Source organism: Limnovirga soli, from assembly GCF_013106755.1.
Lineage (GTDB): Bacteria > Bacteroidota > Bacteroidia > Chitinophagales > Chitinophagaceae > Limnovirga > Limnovirga soli.
The window spans coordinates 413,031-426,903 of the sequence record NZ_WHPF01000002.1; the positions used below are offsets into that span (position 1 = coordinate 413,031).

The 13,873-nt window shown below is 39.2% G+C and carries 18 protein-coding genes; all 18 read right to left on the reverse strand.

All coding sequences use genetic code 11. The annotated features are described in order from the left end of the window. Nucleotides 1–8: 8 nt before the first annotated feature. The 18 genes from GD597_RS03550 to GD597_RS03635 all read right to left on the reverse strand — a co-directional run bounded on the left by GD597_RS03550 (nucleotide 9) and on the right by GD597_RS03635 (nucleotide 13,872). Nucleotides 9–1,748: a hypothetical protein gene (locus GD597_RS03550; RefSeq protein ID WP_171606432.1), complete on the reverse strand. Its 1,740-nt coding sequence runs from the start codon at nucleotides 1,746–1,748 to the stop codon at nucleotides 9–11. Continuing rightward, nucleotides 1,745–2,182, reverse strand: coding sequence for a hypothetical protein (locus GD597_RS03555; RefSeq protein WP_171606433.1), 438 nt, complete (start codon nucleotides 2,180–2,182; stop codon nucleotides 1,745–1,747). The genes GD597_RS03550 and GD597_RS03555 overlap by 4 nt, the downstream gene beginning before the upstream one ends. 70 nt (nucleotides 2,183–2,252) lie before the next feature. Continuing rightward, nucleotides 2,253–3,365, reverse strand: a complete 1,113-nt coding sequence (locus GD597_RS03560; RefSeq protein WP_171606434.1) for a hypothetical protein — start codon at nucleotides 3,363–3,365, stop codon at nucleotides 2,253–2,255. Nucleotides 3,366–3,370: 5 nt separating this feature from the next. Beyond that, entirely contained in the window at nucleotides 3,371–3,862 is a 492-nt protein-coding gene (locus GD597_RS03565) for a ribosomal mL41 family protein (RefSeq protein WP_171606435.1), read from the reverse strand. Continuing rightward, nucleotides 3,862–4,728 carry a hypothetical protein gene (locus tag GD597_RS03570; RefSeq protein WP_171606436.1) on the reverse strand — a complete coding sequence of 289 codons (867 nt, stop codon included), beginning with the start codon at nucleotides 4,726–4,728 and terminating at the stop codon, nucleotides 3,862–3,864. Before GD597_RS03570 ends, GD597_RS03565 begins: the two co-directional genes overlap by 1 nt. Before the next feature lie 92 nt (nucleotides 4,729–4,820). Continuing rightward, nucleotides 4,821–5,387, reverse strand: coding sequence for a hypothetical protein (locus GD597_RS03575; RefSeq protein ID WP_171606437.1), 567 nt, complete (start codon nucleotides 5,385–5,387; stop codon nucleotides 4,821–4,823). Next, the gene (locus GD597_RS03580; RefSeq protein WP_171606438.1) at nucleotides 5,368–5,664 is read right to left on the reverse strand and encodes a hypothetical protein; all 297 of its coding nucleotides are present in this window, start codon (nucleotides 5,662–5,664) and stop codon (nucleotides 5,368–5,370) included. The genes GD597_RS03575 and GD597_RS03580 overlap by 20 nt, the downstream gene beginning before the upstream one ends. A gap of 2 nt (nucleotides 5,665–5,666) precedes the next feature. After that, nucleotides 5,667–5,906, reverse strand: coding sequence for a hypothetical protein (locus GD597_RS03585; RefSeq protein WP_171606439.1), 240 nt, complete (start codon nucleotides 5,904–5,906; stop codon nucleotides 5,667–5,669). After that, nucleotides 5,906–6,367: a hypothetical protein gene (locus GD597_RS03590; RefSeq protein ID WP_171606440.1), complete on the reverse strand. Its 462-nt coding sequence runs from the start codon at nucleotides 6,365–6,367 to the stop codon at nucleotides 5,906–5,908. Before GD597_RS03590 ends, GD597_RS03585 begins: the two co-directional genes overlap by 1 nt. Then, complete coding sequence (locus tag GD597_RS03595; RefSeq protein ID WP_171606441.1) at nucleotides 6,327–7,334, reverse strand: hypothetical protein; 1,008 nt, start codon at nucleotides 7,332–7,334, stop codon at nucleotides 6,327–6,329. The genes GD597_RS03590 and GD597_RS03595 overlap by 41 nt, the downstream gene beginning before the upstream one ends. Then, nucleotides 7,327–8,028 carry a DUF6046 domain-containing protein gene (locus tag GD597_RS03600; RefSeq protein WP_171606442.1) on the reverse strand — a complete coding sequence of 234 codons (702 nt, stop codon included), beginning with the start codon at nucleotides 8,026–8,028 and terminating at the stop codon, nucleotides 7,327–7,329. Before GD597_RS03600 ends, GD597_RS03595 begins: the two co-directional genes overlap by 8 nt. Further along, nucleotides 8,025–9,947: a hypothetical protein gene (locus tag GD597_RS03605; RefSeq protein WP_171606443.1), complete on the reverse strand. Its 1,923-nt coding sequence runs from the start codon at nucleotides 9,945–9,947 to the stop codon at nucleotides 8,025–8,027. Before GD597_RS03605 ends, GD597_RS03600 begins: the two co-directional genes overlap by 4 nt. A gap of 3 nt (nucleotides 9,948–9,950) precedes the next feature. Further along, the gene (locus GD597_RS03610) at nucleotides 9,951–10,133 is read right to left on the reverse strand and encodes a hypothetical protein (protein ID WP_171606444.1); all 183 of its coding nucleotides are present in this window, start codon (nucleotides 10,131–10,133) and stop codon (nucleotides 9,951–9,953) included. Beyond that, complete coding sequence (locus GD597_RS03615; protein WP_171606445.1) at nucleotides 10,115–10,504, reverse strand: hypothetical protein; 390 nt, start codon at nucleotides 10,502–10,504, stop codon at nucleotides 10,115–10,117. The genes GD597_RS03610 and GD597_RS03615 overlap by 19 nt, the downstream gene beginning before the upstream one ends. Nucleotides 10,505–10,537: 33 nt before the next feature. Further along, nucleotides 10,538–10,963: a hypothetical protein gene (locus GD597_RS03620; protein ID WP_171606446.1), complete on the reverse strand. Its 426-nt coding sequence runs from the start codon at nucleotides 10,961–10,963 to the stop codon at nucleotides 10,538–10,540. A gap of 61 nt (nucleotides 10,964–11,024) precedes the next feature. Next, the gene (locus GD597_RS03625) at nucleotides 11,025–12,215 is read right to left on the reverse strand and encodes a DUF2586 family protein (RefSeq protein WP_171606447.1); all 1,191 of its coding nucleotides are present in this window, start codon (nucleotides 12,213–12,215) and stop codon (nucleotides 11,025–11,027) included. A gap of 57 nt (nucleotides 12,216–12,272) precedes the next feature. Continuing rightward, nucleotides 12,273–12,641, reverse strand: a complete 369-nt coding sequence (locus GD597_RS03630; RefSeq protein WP_171606110.1) for a hypothetical protein — start codon at nucleotides 12,639–12,641, stop codon at nucleotides 12,273–12,275. Nucleotides 12,642–12,780: 139 nt separating this feature from the next. Next, nucleotides 12,781–13,872 carry a hypothetical protein gene (locus tag GD597_RS03635; RefSeq protein WP_171606448.1) on the reverse strand — a complete coding sequence of 364 codons (1,092 nt, stop codon included), beginning with the start codon at nucleotides 13,870–13,872 and terminating at the stop codon, nucleotides 12,781–12,783. Between the last annotated feature and the right edge of the window lies 1 nt (nucleotide 13,873).

Below are 13,873 nucleotides of genomic sequence, written 5' to 3' on the forward strand. Positions count from 1 at the left end.
GTATTTTTTTAGTTAGTGAAATAGAATATATCAATATGGGCTACCCTTGCATTTAGAGAAGCTGATGCAGCAGCCACTAATTCATATCCTGTTCCTGCTGCATTTTTTCTTATATAAACCTTGCAGTTATTAGCTACCGCGTTCGTATTTGTAGTGCTAAGGCCTCCTGTGCCATAACATAATATTGAGCTGACCGCTGTTAATTGAGATGGCTCTTTTGGTGCAGGCATATCAGATGGCAAGGGGCATACTACATTGGTATTTGTAACACCAGCAGTTGTATAAGTAAGATTTAGTTGAAGCGTTACTTTATTCCTAAGCCTATCCCAACTATAGGTATTTGCAATAGTTCCAGAAGGAGTTGTTCCATCCCATGTAGGCGTTTGGGTATATGTTTGATTATCTACACCATAAAATGAAACCTCTGTGTAATTAGCTGTAGATGAAGTATTGTTAACAGCAATTGAATTGGCGTTGCCATTCAATTGTGTAACCCCAATAGTTTTATTAGTTAGGGTATTGGAGCTGTTATCCGTTAAATAATCTGTACCTGGCGTTGCGTTACTAAAACCACCTGAACCGTTCCCCTTTAAAATAGATGTGCCGCTAGTAGAAGCACCGCTGGTAGGTGTAAATAATTCCCATGCTGTACCTGCGCCATTAATTCTAAGTTGTTGCAATGGCGTACCCGCACCAACTGCTAATCCAGTAGTAGGTGATATATTTATTAGGTTTCGTGCATCAAGTGCTTGAAAATAACCGCTACTATTTAGTTGAACTAACTGATTTGCGCCATTGAATGTATTTCCCTGAACGGTTGCATTTGCGATTTTAAACGTTAAATTGGAGGTACCCATACCGGTAGTATCAATTCTCCAGTAATTGCCGGTTGCCGTATAAAATCTAAAATAGCCGAGGTTATCAACATAGTAAGTACTGGTGCCCGCAGATGGCGTAGATGGCGTAGCACTCTTATGCACCATGGAAACATAGCCATTTATGGTGCCGCCTGTTAGGGGTAGGTAACTCGCAAGGTCTGTTGAGTAAGCAGGGCTAATCCAACTGCCCCATCCGGCATTATAAGTTCTAGCCCACATTTGCCCATTATTGTCTATCGCAAATTGGCTTACCCTGTTTGTTCCATCATGATAATTTAAATCTGATTGGGTATACATGTAAACAGTACCGCCTGTACTTATTCCAGGCTTGGTTCCTGTAGTTGAAACATTATACCTGTATACGCCTCCAAAAATGTTGATCGTGTCAAGATTGCCAATATTTTTAAGATTTAATATTTGATTTGACTTACTTCCATAAGTCATGAATTTACTTACTGGATCGTAAGTTGCATCCATAGCAATCCTTACATCCGGAGCCAATAACTTGTAACTTTTGTACCCATTGAAATAATAAAATTGTGTATCAATGTAATTATTAGCGGGTGCAATTAAATCTTGCTTTGTTAGCAACGCTGCACTCAAAGCGGCATTGTTTGCAGGCGTTCCGTCTATATCGTCAAAGCTAATTGGACAGTCGCTACTGCCAGTGGGTATAACATAAAAATATTTAACGCCTGCTTTTACTATATACAATGTATCGTTACTTATGTAACTATCGCTCACCAAAGTTTTATACCAGGTACTACCAACTCGTAAACTATCTCTGGCCACCATCCAATTGGTAATGGTTTGGGTTTTCGCCTGGGTAAATAATAAGATCGCTGCAATGGCAATTATTAATTTTCTCATTTGTATATCAATTTAAATTTGCACAAACTGGTTATGCCTGTTATGTAAATAGTAGTTTCAATTTTAAAATAGCGGTTAAGTACAATAGGTTGCGGATCTGCATAGCTTACCAATATTTCTACTTCACTAATTTCTGCACCACCATTTGTTGTACCTATATTAATTGTTACATCGGTACCGGCTTGTGGCACTATCAATACCATCGCCAACACACTATCTGCGGGAATTAATTTTTCAACATCAACAGCACTATTAAAGCTTGGGGCTACAGCACCTAATTGATTAAGTATATCTGTAAGGCCATCAATTTTGGCAATGGGAATTAAATCGTTCTTATTCCATTTGCTATCAATTAAATCCCAGAATTGCGCCTGAGTTGGACGGTCTAACCTTTCAAACCATGCTTTTAAAGTATTATCTGATTGTATTGGCATTGTTAATCCATGTTATGGTGTACAAGTGAGTGACACAACCTGGCTTAATGCCTGGCCAGCTGCCCACTAATTATATTCTTTCAAGCGCCAGTAATACCCTGTAAGGGTTTCTAATATCTAAGCCGGTACCATCGCCCAAATAATCTGTTTGCAATGTTGGGCCCGCAACTGGCTCATTGGCATCATTACCGCAAACTATCTTACCGCTGCCGGTATCCGTTTCACTGGTTTTATTAGTAGGTATTGGCACATCAATTTTTATATGAGGTAGGTTTGTTTGCAGAATTGTTTTTAATTTTTGCTGTGTACCAACATTCCCTACGGTATTATAATTAATATCCCAAATGCCATCTCCAGGGTCAACAGTACGTCTGTCATAACCAATGGCAACACGGCTGCGCATATCGTCACAAATCTTCCAACCCAACCACTCCCATTTCCCAAGTCCGGTACCAATATCAAAGCGGTCTGATAATACTTTATGCCAAATAACACTTCCGCTATTGTTAATAGTGCGGCGCAACACATCTGCATATCGCTGGCTAGTATGAGGATCAAATTTTATATAGTTACCGCTGCCGGGCAAAACGGTTACAAAGCTGGCATCTGGTTTAAGGTAAACGGGGTAAGCGCCTGTATAGGCACCAGTGGCAATATATTCACCATCCATTAAAACTATACCTGCTGCAATTGTGCAACTGCCACCACCAACACCGCTAACTTCGCATCCGCTAAGTATTACGGCACTTTCTACGGCAATATTTTTAAACAGGGTTTTTATGGTATTTAATGCGGTATTTATATCCTGGCTATTGTAGGGTAGCCTTTTAAATTCTGCATAAGCATAATTATCCAGGGCAACGGCAGTAAACTTTAAAACCTTGTTTGAGTAAAAAGGCTTTTCAATCCCATCGTCATATTGTTCGTTGCTAACGGTGTTTTCAATAAAAAGGTAATCAGCAACAGCACCACCAATAACTGGGTAAATAACACCATCCAACACAGCAAAGCCATCACTTACATTTCCACCACCCAAATCAGCCAAACCACCAATAATAATTTTTTGACCAATAAAATTGGCAATTGCATCCATTGGCTTCGTATAGGCATCCTGCATAAATGCAAGTGTATCCTGATAGGTAAAAAGTAAGCCAAGATTAGAAAAGTCGAGTTGCTTATTCATGGTAGTTAAACAATTTTTATATTATAATTTTTGCTTTCCATCTTGTACTTATTAACAAAGGCCTTCATCTCATCTATATTAAATACAATGGCGGTGGGTACTTCAATTACAAAATCGTAAGCATATGCAAGTGTTTCACTTTTTAAAGGCAATTTCATTTGTACGGCTTCAGCTTTTGTACCAAGAAGCTTAGGTTTATTTTCCTCTGCAAGGGCTAGCAAAATAGCATTGTACTCAGTGGCCGGTAAAATTCTTATTCTGCGGTCGGCAATATCAAACCTATCATTTAGGCCACGTTGCAAATGCACTACTTGCGGTGTAATGCTTATGGTATAATCAACTTCATTTTTATAATCAATAAAGCGGTTATATAAATCCTTTACAGGGCTAACCAGGGCTTTTACAAATGCCAGCAACTTGTTTTGCCGCAAGTCTACCGGTACCAGCCACGTAGCAAGCTTATCCCAATTAATTATATAAATATTTTCGTTGCTCATTATTCAATGTCGTTAGGTACTAATTCAATTTCAAGGTCTGTATCATCGTAATACTTCAGGTAACCGGCATCAGGTACATATTTATCATTTACCACTGTATAATCCAGCAATCCATAAGTAGCACTGCAACTAATCATTTGAGCATCAGTAACACCTTTAACAGCTTGCATCCAATCAGTATGATAAGTAGGTACATAAGTGTTGGCAAACTTCATCCCATCTACCAAAAAGCTTTTTGCTGCATTACGTATTACAAGAGCCTCACCACCAATCCTATCCCCTGTGGGAGTTATAAGTAGTGGGTCGTACTTAATTTTGAACTTTGTTTTAATTTTATCAGCTGGGCCTGTGGTAACCTCCCAGTGATCACCAGCGTAAGCAGCCATATCCAGGTATGCTGTAAGCGCTGCAATTATTTCCGGATCTAACTCTACTCGGTCAGTTCCATCAGTACTACCGGCAACTTTAAATTTTAATAATACACGGCCATAGGCATTAATCTGTTTAATTACTGCCGCATGCTTAATTACTTTACTATCTGCAATTTCAGCATCAGTATATCCGGTATTATCAAACTCCGAGCTTTCAAATTTTGTGGGGAATCCATATTGAAAATTTAACAGCAAATCCCTGTAGCCATATTTATTCAATATATTTTTCTCTTGTAGTTTGGTGTCTGTATCACTAACTAAAATATCAAAAAGAGTTTCAAGGGCAAACATGCAAAAAGCAACCACATAAATAAAATTTCGTTGCAAATTCACCTTACTCCAGGTAGTGGGGTTAATTTCATACCCAATCGTAGCCATATTAGCCACGTAGGTATCTGTAATTAATTGCTTTATTTCATCTACCGTTCTTGCCATTTTTTATAATTAAAATGCGTTATTAAACCAACTTAAAATCTTTGTGCAAAGCCGCTTGCGTCGCACTCTTGTACGTTCTGTACGCCATTCGGCTATTGAACTACAAAATCAACATCAATCGCCCAATAGTCAATCCCCTCCAATACTTCAATGCCAGGCTCAATAGCTGTGGCCGGTCTTGCCTTTCTTTCATTTAAAACATTAACAACATCTGCATCAAATGCTACTGCTTTGGTTAATTTCTGTCCACTGCTTATATCGTCTGTTATACCAATCCCATTAAGCAATGCCATTGTAAATAGTCCAGATAAATCGCCGGTAGTTAAAACCTGTACATCTAGTAAATTCTGCTTATCTGCAACAAATACTTTATCTGCATCTGTAAAATTTGGTCGCACACTATATACCGCAGCATTACCCAATAAGGCAAACTCATTAAATTGTATGGCTGTAGCGGGCCTAGCGCCTCTGGCAATTAATCCATTTACAATACTTGCATTTGATATATCAGAAAGCTCAACAAATGTTCCGGATGGTATATCATCGGTAATACTTATTCCATTTAGCATTGCCATCGCAAATACACTACCTGCATCACCATGGCCAATCAGGGCCACATCTAATAAGTTCTGTCTGTCTTTAACTATTGCGTGTGGCATCAATGGTTATATTTTCAGGTGTTATTACAAGATTGGTGGTACTATACCCATCAGCCTCTAATTGAAGTTTTATTTCTCTGCGCACAGCGCCGTCAAAGCTGCCGTTTATTTGCTTTTTAATACCTACGCCGGTTAATGGGCTTTCTTTCAATTCTCCAGGCTCTAACGCAAGTATTAATTGAATATGCTGCATATCACTTTCACCAAAAACAAAGTCTCCGTTTTCTATCAGCAAATCGCCAGCTTCATCAAGTAAAAAATCGGTAGCTACTGCCATAATTAATTAATTGTTCCAGTTGTACTATTTCCGGTTACAGCTCCACCAGGTGCAATAAGGCCGGTGCCAGGTATATTTATTTCCACATTAGCTTTCAAATGTTCAATAAACACTTCAGCAATTTTTTTACAGAAAAGCAAGCGTTTATCCTCTATATCCCCCAGCTCATCAATATTCTTATTGTTAAACACTGATAATTCATTGTATAAATCAGTTCCAAGTATGTCTTTATCTAGTGCCATTATCGTAATAAATTATTTACTTCAGTTTGCGCCTCAGTAAGCTTAACATAATCAGGATTATTGCCATACAATACAGTTATTTGCTTTTGCGATTCTATAATCTTAGTAAGTATTTTCTTTAACGTATCATCTCCTTTAGCAAGCAGAAAACCTTCACTGGTAGCACTGTAAAAAACATCACCTATTTTATAAAGTACTTCGCTTACTTTGCTTACCATGCTTATATAAGCCGCCTCCCTTGTTAAAAATTCAACTATAACAATACTGCCAACAGCTGGCACAAGAACAAACTTTTCTTCACTTTCATCGGCTACTAAACGTACATCCAAAATATCCGCTGCCCCATTAATTGGGCTACAATCACATTGCATTCCGGTAATACTTTTAACAGTGCAAATAGCGCCATAAACCTCATCGCCATTATGCGCCAGTGTTTGTATTATCTCTTTTAGTGTTAACAATGCTTTCGGGTTCTATTATTTGTTTAATGCCTCTTGTTACGCCAATTTGTTTGGTAATCTTCTTTACCAGGTAATTACCATCAGGGTAGTATTTATTACCTATCAGCTGCACCCGGTCTCCTTTCTGTATACTAGGTTCCCCAAGTGTGGTAATGCTTCCTCGGTACCCTGTATATTTAAACCTGGCTAAATCCTGTTCTGCTCGTAGTTTCAGCGTTGCCTTATCTACATTATAATAATTCACACTTCTTTCTTCGCCATTACTATCGCCTACTTCAACTTCAATCCTGGTATTATCCGGCATAATACCAACAGCTTTCACTTTTAATAAAATATCTTCCTCCCTTTTATAAACCAGATCTTCCGGATTAATAATGTCATACCCAAATTCAAAAACTGCCTGGCTAACATGGTCAGTCCAATATGCCAAGCCACTGTATAATACAGATGAGGTAATACCGTTATCTGTAATCAATCTGAAATAGCTGTAAATGCCGAAACGCTGCCTTAAATCTTCCAGAACTTTCGCAGCACTCACATTTGTAAATCTGTAGGGCCCTAACACAATATCAGCACCTACAAACTTCATGTCAGTTGGTAAAATATCAGTAAGCACCTGTTTAAGTGTTGCAGATCTGTAGCTTTTCGTTACAACATCTGTTTTCAGCAATAACATACTATCCTCACATTCAATTTTTACTGGAACCCCAGGCTTAATATCTTTTATATAGCCTATAAATTCAGTGGTAAGGTTACCATCATAGCCAGCCATCACTACCACTTTGTCCTTTCGTTTTATAATGGGGTCATCACCTAGCGCTATGTTAGCACCATTCCAATTTAATTTTCTTGGTATTGTTATGCTACATGTATCTGTCAAAGAATCTATAGTGTTAACAATATCTACATCAACACAGTATTCAAACTCATAATCTCCAATCTGTATATATGTATCTACTTTAAACATTCTGTTTTTTGCGTAATATTAATGGCTCATCACTACTGCATTTAATTTCAAATCTTTGCAAATTGGGCGTTCCCTCAATTTGCCCCATACTATAATCTTCAACTACCAGGTTATGAATATTAAACAGTAGCAAATACTCACTAACTACTTTCAATGGCTCTGGCAACTCACACAGCTTCACTAATTGCTCAACTTGTGCTTTTGGATAAGTTCTGGTAAACGTGCTGCTAAAAGCCCCACGAAGCGTAACTATATAATCTCCATTGCTTATATATTCTTTTACTGTGCCATTGCGGCCATTAATGGTTGTTTTTACAATATTTCTGGTCATGGCTACATCTGCCAATACCCATAATAATTGCAGCTGCTGTGTACCATCCTGGCTCATTAAAATCATATCACAAAACACAGGCGTACCAAGCGCACTAATCAAGGCTTTGCCGCTTGCATTAGTTGTCATGGCAAATTCAGTATCCGCAATTTCATTAGGCTGGTAAGTGTTCTTATTTTCTGTAGGCTGCAATGCTTTACCTGCATTGTAAATTTTAGCCCTAACCTTATCCATGCCAAAGGCCTGTAGGGTAAACTGATAACGGTTTAAAAGGCTTTGTGGGGTAACATCGCCGGTTATAAGCTTTGGCACATTTTCAATGCCAGCGTTTACTGCTTCTAATATGGTTCCTGTATTACTCAATTGGCTACGGCTAAATTTGCATCATTAACACTTGTTACCAGGGCTTCAATTACATGATCTTTCATTTTAGAAGCACCCTCTTTTACTGAAGCACTGTATATGTTTACACCCCCACTTAAAAGGCTTTGAATATTTATTTGCAAATTGGTAATCCGGCTGCTACCACTTATGGATGGATCACTTTTTACACCAGAACCAGTGCTGCCTGTATTCGTGCCACCTGTAACTTTACTACCACCACCCAAAGCATCAATTTGCTGCTGAATAGCCACCTTTTCATCTTTGGTTTTAGCCTGGGCCAATTTTGCTTTTAACTCGTTTATCTTATTACCTGCATCATTGGTATTGCCGCCAAGTAAATCACTATATATTTTCTGCCCATCGGCAATCTGCTTTTGTACACCGGCAACTTTCTCAGCATTGAACTTTACAAAATCTTCAGCATTTTGGCTTAATACTTTACTTTGTTTTAACCGGCTCAATAACTTATCATCTCCAGCTCTGTTAGTACCAGCTTTAAACCTGTCTTCAAGTATGCGTTGGGCTAAATTTGCTTTGTTTTCAAAGGTTCTTTCTGGCTGTAATAATCTTGGGTCGCTCACCTGGCCAATTATTGCCGACATTTCAGCTTTCATCTCCTTTCTGCGCTGGTCAAACATGGTAAAGTTTGATAGCAGATCTGCATTATCCTTAGTTATACTTTCTGCAATTTGCTTACTCTGCAATGCATCAACTACCTTGTTTATATTACCTGCCAGCTTATCGTAGTTCACAGCCTCTTTATCAATACCATCTAATACAGATGGGTAATCGCGCTGAATTTCATCAAGTATATCTTTCCGCCGTTGTTGAGAAGTATTTGAACTGGTTAACTCTATTTCAAGTGCATGCAATCCATCAATTTGTTGTTGTAGCTTTACTTCAACAGGTATTTCTACAAATTCTCTTATACTGCCAATAAAACTGTTTAGGGATCCTATGCTACTGTCAATTTCTGGTTTAAACCTATCGCCAATAGCTTTATATAAAAGATCATAATTATCTTCAAGATTACTTACCTGGCCTCCGGTGGTTTTGCTTATAGCTGCCATGCTCCCCATAATCCCATTCAGCTTTCCAAACTCAAGCACGGTTTTTTGAATTTCTACAGGATCATCCTTAATTATTTTAGTCTGGCCTAATCCAGTAAACTTTAATTTTCCACCCTTAAGCGTTTGTACATCTACACCTAAAGCTTCTTGTAAACGGATAAATTGTTTCTGCGGGGCATCCAGCAAAGCCTCAGTTACCTGTAAAAAGTCTTTCCCTTGGCTTGCTGCTAAATCTCCAATTTGTGTTAATGTGTCTAAGGTTGGGCTCATGCCCCTATTTCTTAGTCTAACATAAGCCTGGGTAAGTTCATCTACCTGATATGGCGTTTTTGATGCAAAGCCTACTATATCACTCATGGCAGACTGAGCTTTAATGGTACTGCCAAATGAATTTGCTAATACAGCTTGATATTTCTGATATTTCGCTGTTGCCTCCAATGCCTTTGGGCCTACCTTATCAATTGCAAAACCTATGGCTGTAATTCCCGCCGCTATTGCAAATCCGGTACCCTGCTTTAAACCCAAAAAGCCGCCACTTCCTGTGTCAGCTCCTTCCAATTTTGCCTTTTCTTTTCCAAGGGATTTTATTTCATCATTGGCATGGCGTATTGCACTTGTATCTATGGTTAATTTCTTTACCCTGGATAAAAGTTGTATACGTTTATCTATCTCCTCAATACTTCTTGCTGCGGTTTTACCGGTATTGGCAAGTTTTGCCAGGTCTCTGTCAATCTGTTTAATTGCAGCATCGCTCTTCCCAGCAAGCTTATCAAAATTCTTGCTGTATTCATCGCGTAAATATGCTGTAAATGATACAGATTGGTTCATTGCTTAATCCAATTTAAATGGTAGAAATCCTGCCCTGCTTGCCCATACCAGCTCAGTCCATCGTTGCGCCCAGGTATCATCATCAAGTTCTTCCGGATTACTGATATGCAGGGCTATTCGCATTAATGTATTTCGCTTTCTTATTAGATCTTCGGTGGATAATTCATTTACCCCCCATTCGTCCAATTTTTTTTTAGAATAGCCCTTCGTACAGCAAGAATATCGTCAAGTACGGTTGTGGCACGCAAGAAAAGTTCATCATCATCCAATATGCGCATATCGCCTTCCAGCCAACTATTTCTTAAAACAATTTCTTTACCTTTTAATGGATCTGTATCTTTCAATGTCATGGCTATAGAAATATCAATCCTGTTAGGGTATCGTATATATCCATAAGCAAACTCTGTAGTAGACTCTCCAATGGGAACTTTAATTTGATAGGCCTTAGTAACCTTATGGCGTTGCACCACTTCATCTAACAGCTGCTTATCTTTCTGCTGCTGCTTTTCATATTCAATTAAATATTCCTCTTCTGTTGTTGCTGCTGGGGTGGTCATTCAATTATTATTTAAGCGTTACTTAATCAGTGTTTATACCCAATCAATGTGCGATATAATTAACTCCATATCGCTGGCAATTTCAGTGTCGCCTTGTTTCATTGTTCGCTTATTGCCGGTAAATTCACAATTGCGGATCTTGTGGGTACGGCGCGTAGTGCCTACCAGAAAACTTACAATTATTTCAAACACACCAAAATTTTGTAATCTGCCATTTGGCGCTTTATCTGTTAACGCCTCTAGCTCATTGGCCTTAAGGGTAATACTGGCCTTTGCTTCATAATTACCCTCTGCCCTGTCAATAGGCCATTTGCCGCTACCATAGCCGTTTTTCTTGCCTTCCATATCATCATAATCTATGGCAGTAATACCAATTACAGGCGCATTAGCAAGCATAAAGCTTACATTAGCCCAGGCATAGGCTTTACCATTAATCAGGGGAATTTCGTTTGCAGGCATCTCTATTTTTTTTAATAAATGATCAATTACTTTTTATCAACCAAAACTTAAAACGGGGCTACTAATAACCAATATTGATAATAAGGTTACGGCTAACACCAATTTTTGAATTGCTTACATTTATTACAATTTGGCTGGTGCTATTTACATCCTGGTTAGGATCAATAGTTACTTCATAGCCACTTAGCTCACCGGCCTTTTCCATCTCCTCCAGGCTTTTTGAAGCTTCTAATTGTAATACATTGATGTACTCCGGAGGTAGTTGCCCTGTTGTTTTGTCAAGTAAAACAGGGCCGTTAGTAAAGGGAACTACACGGGCATAAATGCCACGTATGGCTTTATCTATGGTGATATTGTCTTCAGCATAAGCAAAGTCGCTGGTGGCAACACAGGCCCCATGTGTATCGTTATAATAACTACCTGTTACGGCAGGGTATTTTTTAATAAACATCAACCGTCTGCTATCCAGGGTACCGGCATTTTTAATAATATTATCAGCCAGGGTATTTATTAATACACCATTGCTTAAGGCAGGCACATCCATTTCGCCACCATCAACGGCCATATTAAACTTTTCTACCCAGCCAATGTTTTCATGCACTTTTGCAAGAGATAGTGCACCTAGCGTCATACCGATTATACCAATTGAATAAATTTCCGCATCAGCAAATAAAGCCGCTCCTAATGCGCCGCCATCCTGGGCTACCAATATGTGTACATTGGGTGCCGTAGCCGCTGATAAATCGGGCAAATCCTCCTCAGCAGTATTGTAAAAATTAGGGCCGTAGAAAATTTCGAATGGTGCAATTACACTAAATGCTGCATCGTATTGGGCTTGCAATAATGCCAGGTGGCCTTCAACATATGCCTTTTTAGTCCATACACCCATCTTGCGAATTTTGCCATTGGCAAAAGTGCGTACCAGGCTAAGCTCTTCAAATGTAAGCTCCCCAACAGGCTCCGGATAAACAGCTACATACAATATTGCATTTGGGTTGACACGAAATACCTCTGCAATATGGTAATACATCATCCTGAAAATTACCAGACCGCTATCGGGTGTAATACCCGCTGCAATAGCTGCATCTGGATTGGCTATTAGCTTTATGCGCTCATTTTCGTAGAAACCACCGGATGGCAAAGCATTGCCTGGCAAGTTGTTGCTATAAAATACTAGTGCCACATAATGGTCTTCGCCTGTCAATTTTCTTTTAAGGCGATTGTTCTGTTTATTGAAGCTTAATGAGCCCATTTTATACTAACGTTTACAGTTTGTAATATTTGTTTATTGCGCTTTACCGTTTAGCTCTTATACCTTTTCTGCATCTGTCGCAGCAGACGGGGCAGCTGGTTGCTGCTTTTTTACAGGTGCCGGCTTTTCTTTTTTAACGGTTGCCGGCTTTTTATCGGCAGCGGGTTTTTTATCGGCAGCGGGTTTTTTATCGGTAGCAGGCTTTATGTCTGAATCAGTTGCTGCATTAGCCTCAGCCTCATCGGATTTAAATGGGATTACCTCATACACATCATCAACAGTAGTTAGCGTGTTGTTGTGAGTAATTGCCTGGTGTTCTTTTAAAAAAAAGTTGCCATCCTGGGTTGCAAATATCTCTTGTGCTTTATGGGCTTTCATTAGACGATTTGCATTATCAATGAGATCTGATTTTACAAGCTTTTTCATGTGCTTTTTTTTGAGTTAACTTATACAGTACAAGTGAGTGACACAACTTGGTTTAATAGGGATTGAATTGCCGGGCAAAAAGAGATGACAGCCAGCTTCACACCGGCCAGCCGCCACCCCATTTATCACCCCAGCAGTATTATGCTATTTTAGGAGATACCAGGCTATAGAAGCCATCTACTTTTTTCTTGGCAATAATGTTCCAATGACGGAAGCCAACAGTGTTAGATCTCAATTCAGGGTCTTGTGATGCCATACGATAAAACATTTCTGGTGTATTATCAGCAGCAGCAAAAGCACGCTGAGGCAAGAAGAATAAGGATGAGTGCAGATCGTTAGCAGCATCGGCAGCAGCATCGAACGCTTTGCGGGTATATACACCAGCTCCAAATGTGTATTTAGCGTTATTATTAAATTTCATAATCTTCCATCCGCAATAAGGGAATAGTTCACCTGTTTGGGCATTTTTCCACTGACGGTCAAATTTCTCATCCAGTTTTTGCATATCTGCAATATGGCGGTGATCTAATACAGCAACACCTTCACCTTCTGGCCAATCAGGTCCACCTTCCTGAAAGGAGGTTGAAACAATTTCGCCGAGGTTTACCAAATCATCTGGTGTTAAACGTTTTTTCGCAACAGTTCTACCATCAGATGCACCGGTAGTAGGGATGATATTGCCAGCAGTAGTTGCTGCCAAATTCCAAGCTGCGCGGCGGGCAGCTTTATCTGCAATGCTATTCATGTGCAGATCTAATGTTAAGCCCATTTTATCGTAACTGATAGCCCTTAACTCAGTTAAGCTGATCATAGTATTAGCACTATCGTAACGGTTAAGGCTAATTGGGATATCGCTATCTGTTCTTGTAGTAGTAGGTACCGGATTTTCTGCATCAATTACAAGATCAATATATACTTCAGGATCTGCGCCTACGTCAACCAGGTGAATTACTTTATTCTTTACGGCATTATCATACCTGGGTATAAGGCTAAGCCATTCGCGTTTAAACCTGAAACGTTTAACTAATTCACCCAACCAAATTTCTGTGTATACGCCATCTCTTAATGCGCCATCATTATATCTGGTTGCACCAGCAGCGAACGAAAATGCAACGATTGCTAGAGTTGGCAACAATGGACTAACACCTACATAATCAGCAAACAGGTTGCCGAAAAACATTGCAAACAGCAATGCAAATACTACGCTTAATACGGCTTTTAAAGATTTCATT

Coding starts and splice junctions, on each gene's coding strand:
- GD597_RS03555 (WP_171606433.1), bottom strand. CDS start 2,182: ATGCCAATACAATCAGATAATACTTTAAAAGCATGGTTTGAAAGGTTA.
- GD597_RS03635 (WP_171606448.1), bottom strand. CDS start 13,872: ATGAAATCTTTAAAAGCCGTATTAAGCGTAGTATTTGCATTGCTGTTT.
- GD597_RS03560 (WP_171606434.1), bottom strand. CDS start 3,365: ATGAATAAGCAACTCGACTTTTCTAATCTTGGCTTACTTTTTACCTAT.
- GD597_RS03595 (WP_171606441.1), bottom strand. CDS start 7,334: ATGTTTAAAGTAGATACATATATACAGATTGGAGATTATGAGTTTGAA.
- GD597_RS03615 (WP_171606445.1), bottom strand. CDS start 10,504: ATGACCACCCCAGCAGCAACAACAGAAGAGGAATATTTAATTGAATAT.
- GD597_RS03605 (WP_171606443.1), bottom strand. CDS start 9,947: ATGAACCAATCTGTATCATTTACAGCATATTTACGCGATGAATACAGC.
- GD597_RS03625 (WP_171606447.1), bottom strand. CDS start 12,215: ATGGGCTCATTAAGCTTCAATAAACAGAACAATCGCCTTAAAAGAAAA.
- GD597_RS03575 (WP_171606437.1), bottom strand. CDS start 5,387: ATGCCACACGCAATAGTTAAAGACAGACAGAACTTATTAGATGTGGCC.
- GD597_RS03585 (WP_171606439.1), bottom strand. CDS start 5,906: ATGGCACTAGATAAAGACATACTTGGAACTGATTTATACAATGAATTA.
- GD597_RS03565 (WP_171606435.1), bottom strand. CDS start 3,862: ATGAGCAACGAAAATATTTATATAATTAATTGGGATAAGCTTGCTACG.
- GD597_RS03580 (WP_171606438.1), bottom strand. CDS start 5,664: ATGGCAGTAGCTACCGATTTTTTACTTGATGAAGCTGGCGATTTGCTG.
- GD597_RS03550 (WP_171606432.1), bottom strand. CDS start 1,748: ATGAGAAAATTAATAATTGCCATTGCAGCGATCTTATTATTTACCCAG.
- GD597_RS03570 (WP_171606436.1), bottom strand. CDS start 4,728: ATGGCAAGAACGGTAGATGAAATAAAGCAATTAATTACAGATACCTAC.
- GD597_RS03620 (WP_171606446.1), bottom strand. CDS start 10,963: ATGCCTGCAAACGAAATTCCCCTGATTAATGGTAAAGCCTATGCCTGG.
- GD597_RS03630 (WP_171606110.1), bottom strand. CDS start 12,641: ATGAAAAAGCTTGTAAAATCAGATCTCATTGATAATGCAAATCGTCTA.